Below are 19,510 nucleotides of genomic sequence, written 5' to 3'. Positions count from 1 at the left end.
ATTAAGTCGTATTACGGAAGAGGTTAAAACCTATATAGAAAAGGCTTCCCCTCTTTATTTCCGTTTCAAAAATCTACAGCCTGCGAACGCGTGTAACCATGGAATTAGAACTTTCACCTGCCCGGGCAGCTACCTTCAAGAAAGGAAGGGGGAAGGCTGTTTATTATGATTTCCCCTTGGATACCTTCATCTGCAGAAAGGGAATGGGCACACAACTTGAAAGGATAAGTGAAACGCTGGAGCCGCTGATGCGGCGCCTCAGCTTGTAGAGAACCCCCTGTTTCTTTACAAGTTTTTTTCTTCTTACCGCCAGAAGCGAAAGCCCTTCCCTTTCCGCGGACGAGCGCCCGAGCTTCCTCGCAAAACCCACGCTCGGCGATCTCGGCCCACTCGTTCTTCCGCAGGAGTGGAAGGGGCACCGCTCCTTAGGGATTCTTTAAATTCGAGAAAGACTCTCCTTCACCCAGCTCACCTTTACTTGATGGAGGACAATCTTTTTCATATTCCAGAAGGCATCCGTTATCAGCGCCTGCGCTTTCCCTTTCTTTCACACGCAACCGGGAACAGCATGGGCTGAAAATCCACTTGGACAGGCGTTCTTCCTGACCCAGTCAGCGGAGGCCGTGCCCGCGGCAAGCATCCACCGATAAGCGGCACGTGGCCACCCCCACGAAACAGAAGGAGTTCTTCCTGTTTCTATTAATCAAAAAAGCGCCGCTGATGCGGCGCCTTTGGTTATTTAGCTTTTTTCACAGCATTCGTAATGCTTGCTGCCAGACCTCCCCAGATGACAACCATCCCGATGATCATGGTAATTACTGCACCTGCTGTCATGTCAGCTTACCTCCTTTTTTTCCTCTTCGAAAGCTTTGGCGTTCCAGCGTTTCAACATCATCAACATCCCAGCGATAAGGGCGAACGCTGCCACAAACCAGCCACCGAAAAGAATGAACCCATCAGCGTATCCTTCATAGTTTCCTGTATCTGTGTCGAACTCTTTCGCCAGGTTCTTTTTAAATAGGTCAAACATCATATACCCGAGAACGATGGGAGTAATAAAACCAAGAGACACTTTCCACCAGGTTCCCAGACGGATGTCGGATATTGCATTGGCGTGCGACTGAAAATCATTGAGCTTGCGAAGGAACCAGGCAATAACGACGACTTCAACAAGTCCAACAAATGCGACACCAAACTGGTTGATGAAATAGTCTGCCGCATCCAGGAAGAACAATCCGCCCTGCGTAGCAAATAACAGGGATATAACGGCTGCTGTACCGCCGCCGAAAGCGACTGCCTTCGTTCTGGAAATTCCAAATTTCTCGCTGATCCCGGCTACGTATGTCTCTGAAATGGAAATCAAGGAAGACAGCCCGGCCAGCACGAGTGAAAGGAAGAACAGGAATCCAAACAATCCATTCAATGCTGGAAATTCATTAATGATTTGAGGGAAGACCACAAAGGCTAGTCCCACTCCGCCGCTTACGACTTCGTTTACAGGTACTCCACTCTGGGAGGCCATGAAGCCAAGGGCAGCGAATACCCCGATACCTGCCAGCAATTCAAAGCCTGAGTTACTGAAACCGGCAATAAACGCATTATTTGTGATATCCGATTTTTTCGGAAGATAACTGGAATAAGTAATCATAATAGCAAAAGCAATTGAAAGACTGAAGAAGATCTGTCCATAGGCCGCCACCCATACCGAGCTGTCCATAATCGCTGAGAAGTTCGGTTCGAAGAATGCCTGCAGACCCTGTGCTGCTCCAGGCAGTGTAAGGGCACGTATAACAATGATCATGAAAAGGACGACAAGCGTAGGAATGAAGATTTTGTTCGCTGTCTCAATTCCTTTTTTAACTCCCTTGAATAGAACTCCAAGTGTAATCGCCCACACAATAAGCAGAGGAATCAATACACCGGGAACAAGGCTTCCGGTCTCGCCGGGATTGACAGATAATTGCAGGTAGTCACTGAATAAAAAGCCTTCGGTATCATCACCCCATGATAAATTGAACGAAAACACACTGTAGGATATGGCCCAGCCGATAATGACCGCGTAATAAGTGGATATTACAAATGCGACCAGTACACCCCACCAGCCGATCCACTCTGTTTTTCTGCTCATCCGGAAAAAGGATAACGGTGCAGATCCACGGTACTTATGACCGATGGTAAACTCCATGATCAATAGAGGAATACCCGCGGTTAGAAGAGCGAACAAATAAGGAATAAAAAATGCTCCGCCTCCATTTTCATAAGCAACAGCTGGAAAACGCCAAATGTTCCCCAAACCAATGGCAGAACCTACGGCTGCCAGGATAAATCCGGCACGTGTACCCCATTGTGCGCGATTTTCCATGTGAAAGACCTCCCTGAGAGGAACGGTGATAAATGTCCCTCAATTTTTATTTTTCTGATTATTCTGTTTTAAATTATAACGGCAGTGCATAGGCTTGTCAAAATAAATTTAAAATTTTCAGAAAATACCAGATCAGGAAGTCTTAGGACTTACGAATGAAAAACAGCGGGAAGTTTTTTATGCCTTCCATCTTGTAAGCCTTTGAAAAATAAAGAGGGGGGATCTTCTGTTTAATAGAAGATCCCCCCTCTTTTCATTTCATCATTTTCTCTATCCTTTTTCAGGATTCAGTTTATGAATCACCAGTGCTGTGACGAGCACAATGACAAGGGCCAGCAGCAGCGGCACCCATACCTGACCGGTCAGGCCGAGGACAACATAACCGACAGAGGCAGCCACCGCCGCAATAATGGCATATGGCAGCTGTGTCAATACGTGATCAATGTGGTTGGCTCCAGCTCCTGTGGACGAAAGGATCGTTGTATCGGAGATTGGTGAACAGTGATCCCCGAACACAGAACCTGCCAGAACGGCTGAAAGCGCCGGGAGAAGGAATGCTGGATCGGTAACAGCAGCAATTTCTCCAGCGATCGGAAGCATAATTCCGAAGGTTCCCCATGACGTTCCTGTAGACAAAGCCATAAAACCGGATAATAAGAAAATGATCAGCGGCAGGTAAGCAATGTTAATATCCGCCTGGCTGAACTGCTGAGCGAGGTATTCCCCTGTCTGCAGGCGGCTGATGATGTCGCCGATCATCCAGGCAGCAATCAGAATGTAGATCGCCGGCAGCATGGCTTTTAATCCTTGTAGAAATACGTGCATGAGCCCAGATTTCGGTGACGGCTGCCCCACATATAAAACCAGGGCCGTGACTACGGAAATGATCCCTCCGGTAAATAAGGAAATATTTACGTTCGTATTGGCGAAGATGGAAAGGATATCTGCAGTTCCTTCTGAACTTTGAATTCCTGTATAAACCATCATTCCGACTGTACCAATGATCAACGTTACAATCGGCCAGATTAAATGTGAAATCTTCCCGTTATCATGCTCTCTGAACTCATTATTCAAGTCGCCGGGCACATCCCCTTTATCCGGGTTGTGAAGTTCGCCGGTATCCTTGGCTCTGTTTTCGTGCGTTTTCATCGCACCAATATCCAGGCGCAGATAAATCGTCAAAAATACGAGAAGCAGTGCAGCAAATACATAAAAGTTTGCCGGAATCATAAGAACGAAAGCTTCAAACGCCTGATAGTCCGAAATTTCATTGGCCGCAAGAATGCTTCCAATCGTCCCGATGATATAAGCTCCCCAGCTGGAAATCGGTGATATGACCGTAATCGGTGCTGAAGTTGAATCAATGTAATAGGCCAGTTTTGCTCTGGATACTTTATAGCGGTCTGTCACAGGACGTGCAACCTGTCCGACAGCAAGTGCATTAAAGTAATCATCAATAAAAATAATGATACCTAGAATAGACGGAACGAGCTTGGCTCCTTTTCTCGTCCGGATCCTTTCAACGGCCCATTTACCGAAAGCACGGCTGCCTCCGGAGGCTGTCATAAAGGCTGTAGTGACTCCGAGTAAAAATAAGAAAGACAATAGATAAATACTGCCTGTATTTAATGCCCCTTCACTGACGAAAATACCGGCAAATATAGACCAGATCAAACTGAGACCTGCTCCAATATCCATTTGTGTGAGCATGAATGCCCCGACGATGATCCCTATGCCAAGGGATAAGATGACCCGCCTTGTCACCAGGACAAGGATGAGCATAAGTATTGCTGGAACTAAAGAAAAGATGGTTCCTTCCATGTGTTTCCCCTCCGTATATCTTGATGTTACGGGAATGGAAGGCTACTGGTGGGTATAAAATGAGGAATAAAATAAAAAAAACAATGATAGAAAATAATCCATCACTGTCTGCAGACAACTTGATTATCCTCCATTTCGATCAGTAGCGCCCCATGCACCCAAAAGCATGCATGACAGTGTATGTCTTGTTCAGGTATACACCAGCGTGTCAAAACTTGACGTGTTCAGCCACACTTCGGCAGGCTCTCCCTTTCACTAATGATCCCGGCTTGTCAAACTCCCATCAGCTACTCATGATGCCTGCGCCTCTACCTCACCGATCTGATAAGGTCACGCATATTCAGTTCTTTGGTATTGTATCAGTGACCGGCCATTATTGCAAGGGTTCCATAGGAAGGGAGAAGGAAGGATTCCCGCCATCGCCCCCGGACATGCCTCCGAAATATTCCGGCACTTCCCCGAGAATAGTTGCCTGATCAATCGGTATGTTGTTGGTAACAACGGTCGTTTCGGTGGAGAAAGGAATCACGATACGGACATTCACCTCAAAGTGGATGGTCAATTCAAATAATGCGGCATTGATGCCGTATTCCGTCATTTCTATATCTACTTCGGATTGCACATCTCCAATCACACGCAGCTGTACCGGTACTTTAGGTCCAAGGTTGGCAAGCAGGCTGTTGTTTGTTGCCATCCCAATAGGGAGTTCAATAAGTGTGGCCGGCTGTTCCCCCTGCTCTTCCGGGGTGCGGTCCGGATCAAGGTCCGGCTCCAGCGTCGTGTCCTCCATCGGTAGTTCTCCAAGTTCCATCCGCTTCAGGAAATTTTGAACTCGGATGGTGGTATCCCGGAGTGCTCTGTTTACAAGTACAGAGTTCCATCCCATATAAACGACATTTCCCTGATCATCCTTTTCCATTTTCACCAAATCATCAAACTGCAGATCCTCTGCAATCTGCTTACTTACCGCTTCGTTAATGGCATCCCTTGCCAGCTGCTGGGCTTTCGTTTCAGCAATTTCCACCAGCGCAGGAGTTACACCTCTGTTGATATACCATAGACTCAGCATAGTGAAAAGGGCAAAAAACAACAGGCTGATTACAATCCGCCTGCCGATATTAGAACGCTTAGTCACGCGGTTTTTAGGCATACAGGCACCCTCCCCCTCTATATATATGAGGAGGGGTCTTTCTCTAATCATAAAAGATAGGCGGACGCCACATAAAAAGAGCTGAAATGTTGGAGATATTTACATGAAGTGCGTTTGATTTAATGGAACAAAAGGCTGCGCTTTCAGCTGCCCCTATGAAACGAAGGAATAAAAGGATCCCCCTGTCATGAATCCAGACATGACAGGGGGACGTGATTTCCGTCTTAATTTTTTAGTTCTTTTGTCAACAGGTCCCGTAACAGCTCCGGCATAAAGTAATGCTTTGTTTCCGCATAGGCAATTTCAGGAAAGAAACGACCGAACGTAAACGTATCGGCTGTTGCAAAACTGTAGGTTTTATCGTAGTCCAGAGGTTTTCCGTTGTAGAGCACTTGAACGACACGTTCTTCTCCGTCCTCATCTTTCCTCCGTTCAATCTCAATACCGGAAAATACCATTCGACCTATGACCTCTCCCCTGAAACCGAACCCTTTCAGACGGATCTCTGTCAGTTTTCTCGTATGAGCCGCCCGAATGACTTCCAGAAGTTCATCCCCTCTTAAATGTACCTTGCAGGGATTCATCGGGTGGGGGCAGATACGATGAACGTCTTCATACGTAATATCTCCGGCCGGGAGATGGTCCAGGAGAACTCCTGCATTCAGCATAGCTATATCGGAAGAAGTCCAGCTGCGCAGCTGTTCCGTCAGCCTCGACATGAGAGGGCTGTCCTGGAACCAGGCAATATGCATCGGCTCTTCCAAATAGGCTACAGGAGTTTCCAACCGGCGGACAGCCTCCCCGCGGATCTGCCCTAAGTAATCGGTCACCTCATCATCTTTTCTCATCTGCTCTGTTGGAACGGCATAGGCTTCTTTTCTGGTGATCTCACCAGCCTCCGTGTCCCATTCTAACAGGACCTCTCCAAGGTGGGTTCCATGCTTCCCAGCCGCTGTCAGGAGAGTGCCTTCCACATACTCGCCGTTTTGAAAGAGGTGGTGGGTGTGACCCCCGATAATGAGATCAATACCATTGTATCTTCTGGCAATTTCTTCATCCTCATTTATCCCAAGGTGGGACAGTAATACAATAATATCCGCTTGTTCATCCACTTCAGGCAGCAGCTTATCTAGCCAGTCATAGGGGGAATGAACATCCCAGCCAAGTTTTTGATAAAAGGCTTGGAAAGGGGCGGTTAAACCGATGACCGCCACTCTCGTCCCCCGGCTTGAATGCAGGATGTGGTACGGTTTAAGCCATTCGGGCGCAGGGGATTCCAAGCACTCCAAGTTGGCACAGACCACTTGGAAATCCGCATCGTCATAGAGTTCATGAAGGTCCTCTTTGGCAAGCGTAATTCCTTCATTGTTTCCAAGGGTCGCGACGGAGTAACCAGCCTGATTCAAAAGGTCGACGTTTCCCTTGCCCATCAGCCCTTCTGTAATGGGATGAAACCGATCGACGTGATCGCCGTTATCCAACAGCCAGTAGTCTTCTCCTTTTTGATCATGGATTCTTTTCTTCTCCCGAAAATAGCCGACAATCTGCGGCCAGTTTTCAAAGTGACTGTGCAGATCACTCGTATAGTAAACGTGCAGTTTTTCCTTCATCATCAATCTCCTCACCCTAACCCTTGCCAGATTAAGCGTATCCCTATCATAATCAGCAGAACTCTTAAAAACCACTCCACCGCCTTCCCGTTCAGGTGACGGTTGATTTTAGCTCCTAGCATCCCGCCTGCATAAGCTCCCGGAATAAACCAGAGTGTAACCGCCCAATCCACGTGACCCATTGCAATGTGGGTGGCTGAACTCGTGATGCTTGCAAAGAAAATCATAAACATCGATGTAGCTGTCGCGATGTGTGGCGGGATATTCAGCAGTAGAATCATCGCAGGCACCATCAGCGAACCACCACCGATGCCCAGCAGACCGGAGAGCATGCCTACAGCAAACGACAGGGACAGCCCCAGCCATAGAGGCATTTGATATGTGTACGTTTGTCCATTTATCGTTCTCTCTCTTTTTATGCCACTTGAGAACAAAGGTGTGCCCGGAGGTCTTCTTGGAATAAAAAACAGCAGGGATACAAGAATCATGACAATCCCAAAGAACAGGGAAAAGCCATCTGTTTTAAAAAACTGATTCAGCCAGGAACCGAAGATGCCTCCAGGAATACTTCCATATAAAAATATAAAACCGATTTTTTTATCCACCCGGTTATGCCGGATATATGAAATCGTCGAGGACATACCGGTGAAAATCATAACGACCAGCGAAACTCCAACGATGGACTGGGGGCTCACCCAGTCGAAGGATGGAAGGTGATCGCCCAGAAAGAGGAGCACAGGCACTAAAATAACACCGCCGCCGAGGCCGGCGATGCTCCCCACTAAAGCCGTCACAACACCAATCAAGAACATTAAAAGAAACATAAGGGACCTTCCTCAACTCATTATAGATAATATTATAGTATCATGTTTTCTATTCATAAAACATCCTGCCCGCTTATGCTCATCCTTCCTATTCTCTCCACATAAAAAAACCGCACAGAACGTATCTGTGCGGTTTCTGTATTGGATTAACCGATGGAACCTTCCATTTCAAATTTAATCAGGCGGTTCATCTCAACGGCATATTCCATTGGAAGTTCTTTCGTGAATGGCTCGATGAAGCCCATTACGATCATTTCTGTCGCTTCCTCTTCAGAAATACCACGGCTCATCAAGTAGAACAACTGCTCTTCAGACACTTTGGAAACTTTTGCTTCGTGCTCAAGAGAGATGTTCTCGTTCATGATTTCGTTGTAAGGAATCGTATCTGACGTAGATTCATTATCCATGATAAGGGTGTCGCACTCTACGTTGGAACGTGCACCTTCAGCTTTACGGCCGAATTGGACGATTCCGCGGTAGGTTACTTTACCACCGTGTTTGGAAATAGACTTCGATACGATCGTAGAGGACGTGTTCGGTGCCAGGTGGTGCATTTTCGCACCGGCATCCTGGTGCTGTCCTTTACCGGCAAGAGCGATGGACAACGTCATTCCACGCGCGCCTTCCCCTTTAAGTAGGACGGCTGGATATTTCATCGTCAATTTGGAACCAAGGTTCCCGTCGACCCATTCCATCGTTGCATTGGACTCAGCTACCGCACGCTTTGTAACCAGGTTGTATACGTTGTTCGCCCAGTTCTGGATCGTTGTATAACGGCAGTACGCATTATCTTTAACGAAAATTTCAACGACCGCACTGTGCAGGGAGCTGGACGAATACGTAGGAGCTGTACAGCCTTCTACATAGTGCACGGAAGAACCTTCGTCCGCGATGATCAGCGTACGCTCAAACTGTCCCATGTTTTCTGAGTTAATACGGAAATAAGCCTGAAGCGGCGTTTCCACCTTCGTATCTTTTGGAACATAGATGAAGGAACCACCGGACCAAACCGCAGAGTTCAACGCTGCGAATTTGTTGTCAGATGGAGGTATGACTTTTCCGAAGTATTCCTTGAAAAGGTCCTCGTTTTCTTTAAGGGCTGAATCCGTATCCTTAAAGACCACACCCATGTCTTCCAGTTCTTTCTCCATGTTGTGATAAACCACTTCGGATTCATACTGGGCAGATACACCGGCAAGGTATTTCTGCTCCGCTTCCGGAATTCCAAGACGGTCGAACGTATTCTTGATTTCTTCCGGTACTTCATCCCAGGAACGTTCAGAACGCTCAGATGGTTTTACGTAATACGTAATATCATCAAAGTTCAGTTCCTGAAGGTCGCCGCCCCACTGCGGCATCGGCATTTTATAGAACTGCTCAAGAGACTTCAGACGGAAATCGAGCATCCACTTCGGCTCTTCTTTATAGTTGGAAATTTGTTCAACGACTTCCTTCGTCAAACCTTTTTGTGTACGGAAAATGGATATATCTTTTTCGTGGAAACCATATTGGTACTCTCCCACTTCTGGCGCTTTTTTGGCCATGGTACATACCTCCTTTTGGTATTGGCAAAAGCTTTAGTCCTGCTTCTCTTCTCCGACACCTTTTTCCATGGCTTTCCATGCCAGTGTCGCACATTTGATGCGTGCCGGGAACTTGGCTACACCCTGAAGGGCTTCAATGTCGCCAAGATCAAGACCGTCTTCATCAATATCTTTCCCCTGCATCAGGTCAGAAAACAGCTCGGACATTTTTAATGCTTCATCAACGGGTCTGCCTTTAATCGCCTGTGTCATCATGGATGCGGAGGAAAGGCTGATGGAACAGCCCTCTCCATCAAACTTCGCGTCCTGAACCAGTCCGTCCTCCACTTGCAGGTAAACCTGGATGCGGTCTCCACAGGTCGGGTTATTCATATCCACGATCATTGGGTCTCCTTCAATGGAACCACGGTTACGCGGGTTTTTATAGTGATCCATAATGACTTGACGATAAAGGGTATCCAGGTTATTAAAAGACATCACCAAAATACTCCTTTGTTGTTTGTAATCCAGCGACAAGTCGGTCTATATCTTCTTCTGTGTTATATAGATAGAAGCTAGCTCTGGCTGTAGCCGAAACATTCAACCAGCGCATGAGCGGCTGTGCACAGTGATGTCCTGCACGTACGGCCACTCCCTCTGCATCAAGCACGGTTGCAAGGTCGTGAGGGTGGACATCACCCAGGTTGAACGTCACAAGTCCAGCACGATGTTCAGGTCCAAAAATCTTCATGTCGTCGATTTTATTCATTTCCTGGACGGCATAGGCAGCCAGCTTCTCTTCATGTTTACGGATGTTATCAAGACCGATATCAGTTAGAAAGTCGATCGCTGCACCAAGACCGACAGCGCCTGCGATGATTGGTGTACCCCCTTCAAATTTCCACGGGAGTTCTTTCCACGTAGAATCATACAGGTTAACAAAATCGATCATCTCGCCACCGAATTCCACCGGCTCCATTTTGTTCAGCAGGGCTTTCTTTCCGTACAGCACACCGATGCCGGTCGGGCCGCACATTTTGTGACCACTAAAGGCGTAGAAATCTGCATCCAGGTCCTGGACGTCAATGCTCATATGAGGGACACTCTGAGCTCCGTCCACGAGCATAACAGCACCTTTACGGTGGGCGATTTCCGCAACTTCCTTCACCGGATTGATCGTACCGAGTACGTTGGATACATGCATCATAGCTACAATCTTGGTTTTCTCAGTAATCGTTGCTTCCGCATCCTCCAGGCGGACGGTGCCATCCGGCTGCATCGGAATATACTTCAATTCCGCCCCTGTTTCTTTCACAATCTGCTGCCATGGAATAATGTTGCTGTGGTGCTCCATCTGAGTGATGACGACTTCATCACCTTCAGAAAGGTTCGCGCGTCCGTAGCTTGCTGCTACTGTATTGATAGCTGTCGTTGTACCACGTGTGAAAATGACTTCCTGTGTACTGGAAGCATTTATGAAGCGGCGTACTTTTTCGCGGGCACCTTCATATTCATCTGTTGCTTTCGTTCCCAGTGTATGCACACCGCGGTGAACGTTGGAATTATATCCCCGGTAGTATTCATCAAGCTTCTCAATGACCTGTACAGGCTTTTGAGAAGTCGCCGACGAATCCAAGTACACGAGCGGATGCCCATTCACTTCCTGATGAAGGATCGGGAACTGTTCGCGTACAGCTTTTACATCCATTAATAGACTTTCCTTTCAATAACCTGTCTAAGCTGGCGTTTCACTGCCTCTACAGGCAGTTGGTTCACCACAGGTGCCAGGAATCCGTGAATAATCAAACGCTCCGCTTCAAAACGAGAGATTCCACGACTCATAAGATAATAAAGCTGAATTGGATCGACACGGCCGACAGAAGCAGCGTGCCCGGCTGTAACGTCATCTTCATCAATGAGAAGAATTGGGTTCGCGTCACCACGTGCATCTTTGCTGAGCATCAGTACACGGGACTCCTGCTCCGCATTGGATTTACTAGCGCCGTGTTCAATTTTGCCGATTCCGTTAAAGATCGCAGAGGCCTTATCTTTCATAACCCCGTGCTGAAGGATATATCCATCCGATCCTTTACCGAAATGGGTGATGTTCGCCGTAAAGTTCTGCTTCTGCGCCCCGCGGCCGATGGCTACAGTTTTCGCATTGGAGTGGGAGTTGTCACCGATCAGGTGGGTGATGTTTTCAGAGACCGTGTCCCCTTCATTCATCTGTCCAAGAGCCCATTCAATGACAGCATCACGGTAGGCTACGCCACGGCGGTTTGCATAAACAGTCGTTCCGGCTTCAAAGTTATCCACCGCACCGAAGGAAACCTTCGCTCCGTCTTTAGCGATGACCTCTGCCACGATGTTGGAAGAGGTTTTCTCTTCTTTATTGTGGGAAATATAGTTCTCCACATACGTGACAGAACTGTTTTCCTCTGCCACAACAAGAATGTGGTTAATCAGAGAAGCTTTAGGATCCTCCTGCCAGAAAATCGCCTGAATCGGTTCTTCGATCTGGACGTTTTTCGGGACATAAAGGAAAACTCCGCCGTTCACAAGGGCCGCATGCAGCGCTGTCAGACGGTGCTCGTCCACGTGAACCGCATCATTCATGAAATATTTCTCAACAAGATCACTGTGTTCACGAACGGCTGTCAACATGTCAGTGAAGATGACACCCTTGTCCTTCAGCTGCTGTTCAATCGCAGCATAGGCAACGGTATGGTTACGTTGAATCACAAGATTCTGCTGTTCTTTTTCCTGATCTAAAAAGTCTTTGATTTCAACTGGAAGATCATCCAGATTTTCAATCTTATCACTCGTGACATGGTGATCGAATTCTGTGAAGTTCCATTTAGAAATATTGGTTTTATCTGGTTTTGGTAGTGGAAGAGATTCTGATTTCTCCAGAGCACTTAGACGAAGATTCTTCATCCATTCAGGTTCCTGAAGACCCTGGGAAAAGTTTGTAACATACTCTTTATCGTATGGTAGTGTGACTTCTACTGTCATGATTACCCTCCTATCTTATTACGCGTTGACCGTTTCGTCTTCGATGCCAAGCTCCTGCTTGATCCAGTCGTATCCTTCTTCTTCAAGGCGCTGGGAAAGTTCCGGACCACCGGACTTCACAATACGACCCTGCATCATCACGTGTACTTTATCAGGAGTGATGTAGTTCAATAGACGCTGGTAGTGAGTAATGATCAGGCAGCCGAAGGAGTCGTTGCGCATTTCGTTGATCCCTTTGGAAACAACTTTAAGGGCATCGATATCCAGACCGGAATCAATCTCATCCAGAATGGCAATCGCCGGCTGGATCATCATCAGCTGCAGAATTTCGTTCCGTTTTTTCTCACCGCCGGAGAAACCTTCGTTCAAGTAACGCTGAGCCATGTTTTTGTCCATTTCAAGCGTATCCATCGTGTTGTCCATCTCTTTAATGAATTTCATAAGAGAGATTTCGTCACCTTCTTCACGGTGGGCGTTAATGGAAGAACGCAGGAAGTCGGAGTTGGTTACACCGCTGATTTCACTCGGGTACTGCATGGCCAGGAACAAACCGGCTTTCGCACGCTCGTCTACTTCCATCTCCAGTACGTTTTCACCATCAAGGATGATTTCACCTTTCGTTACTTCATACTTCGGATGCCCCATGATTGCAGAGGACAAAGTGGACTTACCTGTTCCGTTTGGTCCCATAACTGCGTGGAATTCACCGCCGTTGATTGTTAAGTTTACACCTTTAAGGATTTCCTGACCTTCAATCTCTACGTGAAGATCTTTAATTTCTAATGTTGATCCTGCCATAATGTATACCTCCAGTATCTATTATTATCGAATGTCCAGTCAGACTGAAAACAAACATTCATTCTCAATTTATTCTCATTATAATCTTAAATCATTTTTTATTTGTAATCAACTTTTTCCCACCGTTAAAAAGGAAGGGGAAACTGGACATTGATTCATGTACATTCTCACTTTCCTACATTAGTATAACATGAAAAAATCAGGTGACTAAAGCCACCTGATCGATTCGTTCCTAAACATTATTTATGCAATTGACGATCCACCTGGGCATGCATTTTCTGAGTCATTTCGAATTCGCGCTGACGCTTTTGTTCTACTTCCAGCCGAGTGTCCAGTCTCCGGCTGTATTCCGCATAACTCGTGTTGTGAGCCTGATGCATAGCCTTTTCCATTTCAGAGGTGTAATTCAACTGCAGATGGTCATTAATAACGAATCAACCCTTTCAGATTATTTACACAATTTAGGTTATCATAAAACTTTACCCTGTATAAAATCGGCTGAAACCGTATTTTCATTCATGTGCGGACCCGCAGGCGGATGTAAGCGTTTAATAATCGCATTTCCATTTAATACATTTGTTTTTCTTCAATTTTCTAACTATTCAATTAGTTGATGTTATTCGTTAAATCACTATAGGCGTCCTGGACAAGAGTGACCGCCTGGCTGAGAGCTGCCCCTCCTCCGAAAGCTGCCGCTACTCCGCAGGCTTCTAAAATCTCTTTTTCAGAAGCTCCTTGATCGACACAGCCTTTTGTGTGGTAGATCATACAATATTCATCCTGGGCCACGATGCTGATTCCGAGAGCCATCAGCTGCTTGTCTTTTTGTGAAAGCTCTCCGGCTTTAAAACACTCCTGGGAAAACTGACTGAATTGATGAGCGACTTCAGGCATGTGTTCCGCAAAGACACCCATTCCTTCTTTATAATCATGTAAATATGTCTGCGTCCACGTCATACTCTGATCCTGCATGTTAAAACCTCCCATAAAAAATAAGTGACTGCGGTTAGTATAAACCGCAGTCACTTATTTTATCCGTTATTCAGAATCGCCGGAGACAGGGATAACTGCTCCTTCGTATTCCTCTTCAATGAAGGTTTGAATGTCTTCAGAACGCAGGACTTCCACAAGCGTGTTCAAGGCCTCATTGTCCTCATCTTTGCTTTGAGCAGCGATGACGTTCACATAAGGGGAGTTTGTCCCTTCAAGAATGATGGCATCCTCTTTGGGCACAAGGTCAGCTTCAATCGCGTAGTTCGTGTTAATCGCTACAAGGACTTCTTCCTCTTTGTTATACACTTCAGGAAGGCCGGCTGCGTCCACGCCGGTATCAAACTGAAGGTTTTTAGGGTTCTCGACAATATCATTGACCGTGGCATCCACTTTTTCCACACTCTCGTCCAGTTTGATCAATCCTTCTTTTTCAAGAAGTGTCAATACACGGCCGTGGGTGGATACAGAACGGCTCATTACGAATTCGGTACCTTCTTCTACGTCTTCAAGGTTGTCATACTTTTGGGAGTACACACCGATGGGCTCAATGTGAATCCCGCCGAGATTGGCAAAATCATAATCTTCATTATCCTGCTCTTGAAGTTCCATATAAGGAATCGTCTGGAAATAGTTTGCATCAATACGTCCTTCGGCCAGGTCCTGGTTTGGAAGGATGTAATCCTGATACTCCTCAATATTTAACGTAATCCCTTCTTCTTCAAGAAGCGGCTTTGCTTCTTCAAGAACTTCGGCGTGAGGAACACTTGTTGCTCCTACTGTAATTTCCGTATTTCCTTCACCGCTGGAGGAATCTTCCTCAGAAGAACCGCAGGCGGCAAGAATGAGAACCAATAACAGCGCAGCCGCTGATGTCCAGATTTTTTTCATGACGAATCTCTCCCTTTTGTTTTTTATCTTTTGTCCAATTTACGGGAAGCATAATCTCCGATGAATTGGAAAATAAACACAATAATAATGATGAGCACCGTGCAAATGAAGACAACATCGAAATTACTACGCTGGAAACCGTAGAAATAAGCAAAGTCCCCAAGACCACCGGCACCAATCGCACCCGCCACGGCGGTATAACCAATCAATGCAATAGCGGTCACCGTAATTCCTGAAATAAGGGCAGGCATGGATTCAGGCAGAAGGACTTTGAAAATGATCGTTGATGATTTAGCTCCCATCGCCTTCGCTGCCTCCACGACACCTTTTTCCACTTCCTTCAATGCAATCTCCACAAGTCTCGCATAAAACGGAGCTCCTCCGATAATTAACGCCGGAAGTGCTGCGTTCGGACCGCGGATCGTTCCAATCAAGAAGTCTGTAAACGGGAACAGAAGCAGGATCAATATAATAAAAGGAATGGCACGGAAAATGTTTACGACAGAAGCTGTCACCGCATTGACCACTTTGTTCTGCCAGAGCCCTCCCGGACCAGATAAATAAAGCAGCAGGCCGAGCAGGATCCCGAGGATAAATGTGCCGGCTACGGAAATCAGAGTCATATACAACGTTTCATTTGTTGCTGTAATCATGTCCTCCATGCGTACGTTTGGCAGTAATCCATTAAGCATCCGGGTTCACCTCCACTTCCACAGAAGTCGAGCGTATATATTCGATCGCCCGGGCTGCTTCCTCATCGTCTCCAACAAACTGGACAAACATCGTTCCGTAAGCTCCTTTTTGCGTCTGCGTGATCTTCCCGTGAAGAATATTGACATCCAGGACGAATTTCCTGGAGACCTCACTGATCAGCGCCTGGTTGGTACTTTCTCCTACAAAATGCAGCCGGACTATTTTGCCGGACTGGTACTTATCTTTAATCAATTTCAGAGAATGCTCTTTTTCCTGATCGCCCATTACCTGGTCAACGAATTTCTTCGTCACTGGTTGTTCGGGGTGAAGGAATACGTCCAGCACATCGCCTTTTTCAACGATTTTCCCCTGTTCCATAACTGCCACTTGATGACAAATTTTACGGATGACGTGCATTTCGTGGGTAATCAGTACAATGGTCAGTCCGAGCTTTTCGTTGATATCAACGAGAAGATCCAATATAGAGTCCGTCGTTTCCGGGTCCAGGGCGGATGTAGCTTCGTCGCAAAGAAGGACTTTCGGATTGTTGGCAAGCGCCCTGGCAATTCCTACACGCTGTTTCTGTCCACCACTCAACTGGGATGGATAGGAGTTCCCTCTGCCGGATAAACCGACCAGGTCAATCAGTTCGTTGACTCTTCGGCTCCGCTCCTCCTTCGGTACACCGGCAATTTCCAGCGGAAAAGCGATGTTATCATAGACTGTTCTGGACCAAAGCAGATTGAAATGCTGAAAAATCATTCCGATATCCTGGCGGGCGATACGCAGTTTATTCTTACTGAGGCCCGTTAAATCCTGATCACCGACGTGGATGCTGCCTTCTGTTGGATCCTCCAAACGGTTCAACAGCCGGATAAAAGTACTTTTACCCGCTCCACTATAACCAATGACGCCGTAGATTTCCCCTTTATTTATCGTAAGGCTTAAGCCATCAACAGCTTTCACTTCCCGATCCTTCGTTTGAAAAACTTTAGAAAGATCCTTGATTGTAATCATGATGTGTTCCCTCCCATTCAAAAAACGCCATTCTGTTCGAGAACAGAATGGCGTTTCAATAACAATGTATCTTCTGTTCTCTCATCTGTCAGAGCTGTTATGCTCTGCAGGATTTGGCACCTTGACAGGTCGGTTACACCTGCTGGTTGCCGGGCATCGTAGGGCCAGTCCCTCCGCCACTCTGGATAAGAGATTTTAGCTTATTAAATTATTACTGCTTTAATTCATTTCATAACTACAAAGTGGATTTTAGCACTCTACCCTCATCGTGTCAACAGAAATGAGCCACTTTTCAGAAAAGAAGAACAGCCGGAGACACAAAAAAATCTCTTCCTTTGTATAGAAGAGACTGTACGGAATCTCATCTATCAAAGCATTACGCTCTGCAGGATTTAGCACCGTGCTTTCAAGCCGGTTGCCGGGTTTCAAAGGGCCAGTCCCTCCACCACTCTGGATAAGTTATGATGTCGCTATGAAATTATATGTTATGTTAGCATGGAGTCTGTATGAACGTCAAAGAAAACATGCACAGGTACATTTTTACAGCAAGGAGATGAAATCATGAAGGAACGCGCGCCTCTATTCGAACTGCCATATATCGATCAACCATTCACCTATCATTTGAGCGATCATTTAGGGAAAGTGATCGTCCTGACTTTCTGGGCCTCCTGGTGTCCTGACTGCGGAAGAGACCTGCCTAAAAAAGAGCAGCTTTTTGAAACAATGGATAAAGATAAAGTCGAGATGGTCACGATCAACGTCCCGGGCCGTGAACGCAGTACGGAAGCTGGAAAAGAATATGCCGAAAAGTTTTTGAAGCAGCCCACATTGCTGGATGATGGGCGGCACTTCTATGATACGTTTGCGTGCCAGGGCGTCCCTTCCACCATTATCATTGACCAGGAAGGCAGGATTCACCGAACTTTCGGGGATAAAGCTTCCTTCCTTGATATTGTTCAGTCTTTAGGTGAAATCGTTTAAAAAATCCATGGTATTGACGTAAGAAATAAGGCCAAACCCGTCCTAAGATATATAGGACGGGTTTGGCCTTGTTTTTCAACTTGTCATTTCCCGGGGAATAAAGGCGGGTTATAGATACGGAATAATCTTTTCATACATGTGTGGGACGGATTGAAAAGCATAGACCTTTTCAAGAACTTCTCCTTTATGTGTGATTAAGAGGCATGGAACACTTTCAACTCGATAATGCTCCATCAATGAAGGATGCAGAGAGGCGTTCATTTCCTTGAATAGTGGTTTTTCATACATCTCTTCCAACGTTATCAGCATTTTGCGGGCAAGGTGGCACGTCCCGCAGAAAGGGCTGTGAATAAATGTCATCGTTTTTTCATACGAGGACAGCACCCGGGCTGCCTCATTTTGTATTAAATTCTGCAAAACTTCCTCCTAAATTAAATACATCGACTTTACGCTGAAATGACGGCTTAACAGGGCACGGGCGAGTTCCGGCTCGGGAGTAGCCGCCACTTCTCTAAAGGCTTTATCAATATAAATATGCTCGGCGTGCGGCAGTTCTTCTGTCAGCATCTTCCGAAGTTTAAAGCCTGAATCATCTTCATCGACGAGGATATAGACGGTTCGTTCATCCAGGTTATGCTCGAAGATCATTTCTTCCATCCGCTCAATACCGAGCGTTCCATGCGTACAGATGATCTCAATCTTCTCATCCAGCACTTTGTTTAATTTTTTCTTATCAGTAATCCCTTCAACAATCACAATCCGTTCTCCATCCATCTTCATCACCTACTATATAGAAACAGACCATGCCCTGGGGCATGGTCTGAACATGATTAAGATCAAGCACGATCATGTCAGACAAGGAAACATCAGTCCTGCCTGTACAACGGCTTACCTGTTTTCATTAATCTTCATCAATCATCGCTTCATATTCTTCTGAGGACATAAGCTGCTCAACTTCAGAAGAGTCGCTTGGTTCAACAACAACCATCCAGGCTTTATCATAAGGGGACTCGTTCACAAATTCAGGACTGTCTTCCAGGTCTTCATTCACTTCCACCACTTTACCACTGATCGGAGCATACAATTCGGAAACCGTTTTAACAGATTCCACACTTCCGAAAGGCTCATCTGTTTTCAGTTCCTCCCCTACTTCAGGAAGCTCTACAAACACGATGTCCCCAAGTTCAGATTGAGCAAAGTCCGTGATTCCGACTCTTACTTTTTCCCCTTCTTCTTTTACCCATTCATGTTCCTGAGAATAACGCAGATCTTTTGGTAAGCTCATATTCGATTACCTCCACAGTTCTTGTTTTAGTGTAACAACAGTTATAAACATAAAAGCCTTACGCTTTTATTTCCAATGTTCTGCTCATCTGCCCCAGACGTTATCAAATTCATCAGCTTTAAAACCTACGGTTACGTTCGTTCCATCGGTCACAATCGGCCGTTTGATAAGCATACCGTCCGAAGACAGCAGCCGCAGCATCTCTTCTTCATCAGCTTCTTTCAGCTTTTCCTTCAAGTTTAATTCCCTATACTTCTTCCCACTGGTGTTGAAAAACTTCTTCAAAGGTTTTTCACTCCTGGCTGCCAGGTTTTTCAACTCCTCCTGAGAAGGGGGGTGTTCAACAATATGTACGGGCTCGTAAGCAACCCCTTCATCATCCAGCCATTTCTTCGCTTTTTTACAAGTACCACAATTGGGGTACCAGTAGAAGGTAACAGGCATATGCTCCTCCTCCTTCCAACTTGTTATGTCTTATTTTATCACAATGGAGACATTCATTTCATCGAAATTTACTTTTCCCTTCAATTCCTTTTCTCATTCTTTCCAA

General features: G+C 46.2%; 20 protein-coding genes and 3 riboswitches. Of the genes, 1 reads left to right on the top strand and 19 read right to left on the bottom strand.

The features are described from left to right. Positions 1–735: 735 nt before the first annotated feature. The 15 genes from GLV97_RS11740 to GLV97_RS11670 form a co-directional block, all read right to left on the bottom strand. Complete coding sequence (locus GLV97_RS11740) at positions 736–834, bottom strand: MetS family NSS transporter small subunit (RefSeq protein ID WP_160838488.1); 99 nt, start codon at positions 832–834, stop codon at positions 736–738. A gap of 1 nt (position 835) precedes the next feature. Then, entirely contained in the window at positions 836–2,362 is a 1,527-nt protein-coding gene (locus GLV97_RS11735; protein WP_160838487.1) for a sodium-dependent transporter, read from the bottom strand. Positions 2,363–2,632: 270 nt separating this feature from the next. Continuing rightward, positions 2,633–4,183 carry a Na+/H+ antiporter NhaC family protein gene (locus GLV97_RS11730; RefSeq protein ID WP_160838485.1) on the bottom strand — a complete coding sequence of 517 codons (1,551 nt, stop codon included), beginning with the start codon at positions 4,181–4,183 and terminating at the stop codon, positions 2,633–2,635. A gap of 135 nt (positions 4,184–4,318) precedes the next feature. Continuing rightward, a riboswitch (Lysine riboswitch) is annotated at positions 4,319–4,502 on the bottom strand. Between the two features lie 54 nt (positions 4,503–4,556). Next, positions 4,557–5,333 carry a sporulation protein YunB gene (gene yunB, locus GLV97_RS11725; protein WP_160838483.1) on the bottom strand — a complete coding sequence of 259 codons (777 nt, stop codon included), beginning with the start codon at positions 5,331–5,333 and terminating at the stop codon, positions 4,557–4,559. Between the two features lie 224 nt (positions 5,334–5,557). Further along, positions 5,558–6,943 carry a bifunctional metallophosphatase/5'-nucleotidase gene (locus GLV97_RS11720; protein ID WP_306462703.1) on the bottom strand — a complete coding sequence of 462 codons (1,386 nt, stop codon included), beginning with the start codon at positions 6,941–6,943 and terminating at the stop codon, positions 5,558–5,560. A gap of 11 nt (positions 6,944–6,954) precedes the next feature. Further along, positions 6,955–7,767, bottom strand: coding sequence for a sulfite exporter TauE/SafE family protein (locus GLV97_RS11715; RefSeq protein WP_160838479.1), 813 nt, complete (start codon positions 7,765–7,767; stop codon positions 6,955–6,957). A gap of 146 nt (positions 7,768–7,913) precedes the next feature. Continuing rightward, complete coding sequence (gene sufB / locus GLV97_RS11710; RefSeq protein WP_160838477.1) at positions 7,914–9,311, bottom strand: Fe-S cluster assembly protein SufB; 1,398 nt, start codon at positions 9,309–9,311, stop codon at positions 7,914–7,916. A 33-nt stretch (positions 9,312–9,344) separates the two neighbouring features. After that, on the bottom strand, positions 9,345–9,788 hold the full coding sequence (gene sufU, locus GLV97_RS11705) for a Fe-S cluster assembly sulfur transfer protein SufU (RefSeq protein WP_160838475.1): 444 nt from the start codon (positions 9,786–9,788) through the stop codon (positions 9,345–9,347). Then, complete coding sequence (locus GLV97_RS11700; protein ID WP_160838473.1) at positions 9,778–10,998, bottom strand: cysteine desulfurase; 1,221 nt, start codon at positions 10,996–10,998, stop codon at positions 9,778–9,780. The genes sufU and GLV97_RS11700 overlap by 11 nt, the downstream gene beginning before the upstream one ends. Further along, entirely contained in the window at positions 10,998–12,305 is a 1,308-nt protein-coding gene (sufD, locus tag GLV97_RS11695; RefSeq protein ID WP_160838471.1) for a Fe-S cluster assembly protein SufD, read from the bottom strand. Before sufD ends, GLV97_RS11700 begins: the two co-directional genes overlap by 1 nt. An 18-nt stretch (positions 12,306–12,323) precedes the next feature. Beyond that, positions 12,324–13,103 carry a Fe-S cluster assembly ATPase SufC gene (gene sufC, locus GLV97_RS11690; protein WP_027956417.1) on the bottom strand — a complete coding sequence of 260 codons (780 nt, stop codon included), beginning with the start codon at positions 13,101–13,103 and terminating at the stop codon, positions 12,324–12,326. Between the two features lie 606 nt (positions 13,104–13,709). After that, positions 13,710–14,075 carry a carboxymuconolactone decarboxylase family protein gene (locus tag GLV97_RS11685; protein WP_160889723.1) on the bottom strand — a complete coding sequence of 122 codons (366 nt, stop codon included), beginning with the start codon at positions 14,073–14,075 and terminating at the stop codon, positions 13,710–13,712. A 66-nt stretch (positions 14,076–14,141) separates the two neighbouring features. Then, the gene (locus GLV97_RS11680) at positions 14,142–14,984 is read right to left on the bottom strand and encodes a MetQ/NlpA family ABC transporter substrate-binding protein (protein ID WP_160838467.1); all 843 of its coding nucleotides are present in this window, start codon (positions 14,982–14,984) and stop codon (positions 14,142–14,144) included. Positions 14,985–15,007: 23 nt separating this feature from the next. Further along, complete coding sequence (locus tag GLV97_RS11675; protein ID WP_160838465.1) at positions 15,008–15,676, bottom strand: methionine ABC transporter permease; 669 nt, start codon at positions 15,674–15,676, stop codon at positions 15,008–15,010. Then, on the bottom strand, positions 15,669–16,694 hold the full coding sequence (locus GLV97_RS11670) for a methionine ABC transporter ATP-binding protein (protein ID WP_160838463.1): 1,026 nt from the start codon (positions 16,692–16,694) through the stop codon (positions 15,669–15,671). Before GLV97_RS11670 ends, GLV97_RS11675 begins: the two co-directional genes overlap by 8 nt. A 78-nt stretch (positions 16,695–16,772) precedes the next feature. Continuing rightward, positions 16,773–16,886, bottom strand: a riboswitch (SAM riboswitch). A 166-nt stretch (positions 16,887–17,052) separates the two neighbouring features. Next, positions 17,053–17,155, bottom strand: a riboswitch (SAM riboswitch). 100 nt (positions 17,156–17,255) lie between these two features. On the opposite strand from GLV97_RS11670, the gene GLV97_RS11665 reads away from it, so the two are divergent. Then, entirely contained in the window at positions 17,256–17,675 is a 420-nt protein-coding gene (locus tag GLV97_RS11665; protein ID WP_160838461.1) for a TlpA family protein disulfide reductase, read from the top strand. 108 nt (positions 17,676–17,783) lie between these two features. Here GLV97_RS11665 and GLV97_RS11660 read toward each other — a convergent pair whose 3' ends face one another. The 4 genes from GLV97_RS11660 to GLV97_RS11645 all read right to left on the bottom strand — a co-directional run bounded on the left by GLV97_RS11660 (position 17,784) and on the right by GLV97_RS11645 (position 19,404). Further along, entirely contained in the window at positions 17,784–18,092 is a 309-nt protein-coding gene (locus GLV97_RS11660; protein ID WP_237416976.1) for a thioredoxin family protein, read from the bottom strand. Between the two features lie 9 nt (positions 18,093–18,101). Then, positions 18,102–18,449, bottom strand: a complete 348-nt coding sequence (locus GLV97_RS11655) for a topoisomerase (protein WP_160838666.1) — start codon at positions 18,447–18,449, stop codon at positions 18,102–18,104. A 127-nt stretch (positions 18,450–18,576) separates the two neighbouring features. Continuing rightward, complete coding sequence (gene gcvH, locus GLV97_RS11650) at positions 18,577–18,960, bottom strand: glycine cleavage system protein GcvH (RefSeq protein WP_027956409.1); 384 nt, start codon at positions 18,958–18,960, stop codon at positions 18,577–18,579. An 84-nt stretch (positions 18,961–19,044) separates the two neighbouring features. Next, positions 19,045–19,404, bottom strand: coding sequence for an arsenate reductase family protein (locus tag GLV97_RS11645; protein WP_160838459.1), 360 nt, complete (start codon positions 19,402–19,404; stop codon positions 19,045–19,047). Positions 19,405–19,510 lie beyond the last annotated feature (106 nt).

It is taken from the genome of Halobacillus litoralis (assembly GCF_009856355.1).
GTDB classification, from domain to species: domain Bacteria; phylum Bacillota; class Bacilli; order Bacillales; family Halobacillaceae; genus Halobacillus; species Halobacillus litoralis_B.
This window is presented reverse-complemented; position numbering and strand designations above follow the sequence as displayed.

Coding starts and splice junctions, on each gene's coding strand:
- GLV97_RS11740 (WP_160838488.1), bottom strand. CDS start 834: ATGACAGCAGGTGCAGTAATTACCATGATCATCGGGATGGTTGTCATC.
- GLV97_RS11735 (WP_160838487.1), bottom strand. CDS start 2,362: ATGGAAAATCGCGCACAATGGGGTACACGTGCCGGATTTATCCTGGCA.
- GLV97_RS11730 (WP_160838485.1), bottom strand. CDS start 4,183: ATGGAAGGAACCATCTTTTCTTTAGTTCCAGCAATACTTATGCTCATC.
- yunB (WP_160838483.1), bottom strand. CDS start 5,333: ATGCCTAAAAACCGCGTGACTAAGCGTTCTAATATCGGCAGGCGGATT.
- GLV97_RS11720 (WP_306462703.1), bottom strand. CDS start 6,943: ATGAAGGAAAAACTGCACGTTTACTATACGAGTGATCTGCACAGTCAC.
- GLV97_RS11715 (WP_160838479.1), bottom strand. CDS start 7,767: ATGTTTCTTTTAATGTTCTTGATTGGTGTTGTGACGGCTTTAGTGGGG.
- sufB (WP_160838477.1), bottom strand. CDS start 9,311: ATGGCCAAAAAAGCGCCAGAAGTGGGAGAGTACCAATATGGTTTCCAC.
- sufU (WP_160838475.1), bottom strand. CDS start 9,788: ATGTCTTTTAATAACCTGGATACCCTTTATCGTCAAGTCATTATGGAT.
- GLV97_RS11700 (WP_160838473.1), bottom strand. CDS start 10,998: ATGGATGTAAAAGCTGTACGCGAACAGTTCCCGATCCTTCATCAGGAA.
- sufD (WP_160838471.1), bottom strand. CDS start 12,305: ATGACAGTAGAAGTCACACTACCATACGATAAAGAGTATGTTACAAAC.
- sufC (WP_027956417.1), bottom strand. CDS start 13,103: ATGGCAGGATCAACATTAGAAATTAAAGATCTTCACGTAGAGATTGAA.
- GLV97_RS11685 (WP_160889723.1), bottom strand. CDS start 14,075: ATGCAGGATCAGAGTATGACGTGGACGCAGACATATTTACATGATTAT.
- GLV97_RS11680 (WP_160838467.1), bottom strand. CDS start 14,984: ATGAAAAAAATCTGGACATCAGCGGCTGCGCTGTTATTGGTTCTCATT.
- GLV97_RS11675 (WP_160838465.1), bottom strand. CDS start 15,676: ATGCTTAATGGATTACTGCCAAACGTACGCATGGAGGACATGATTACA.
- GLV97_RS11670 (WP_160838463.1), bottom strand. CDS start 16,694: ATGATTACAATCAAGGATCTTTCTAAAGTTTTTCAAACGAAGGATCGG.
- GLV97_RS11665 (WP_160838461.1), top strand. CDS start 17,256: ATGAAGGAACGCGCGCCTCTATTCGAACTGCCATATATCGATCAACCA.
- GLV97_RS11655 (WP_160838666.1), bottom strand. CDS start 18,449: ATGGATGGAGAACGGATTGTGATTGTTGAAGGGATTACTGATAAGAAA.
- gcvH (WP_027956409.1), bottom strand. CDS start 18,960: ATGAGCTTACCAAAAGATCTGCGTTATTCTCAGGAACATGAATGGGTA.
- GLV97_RS11645 (WP_160838459.1), bottom strand. CDS start 19,404: ATGCCTGTTACCTTCTACTGGTACCCCAATTGTGGTACTTGTAAAAAA.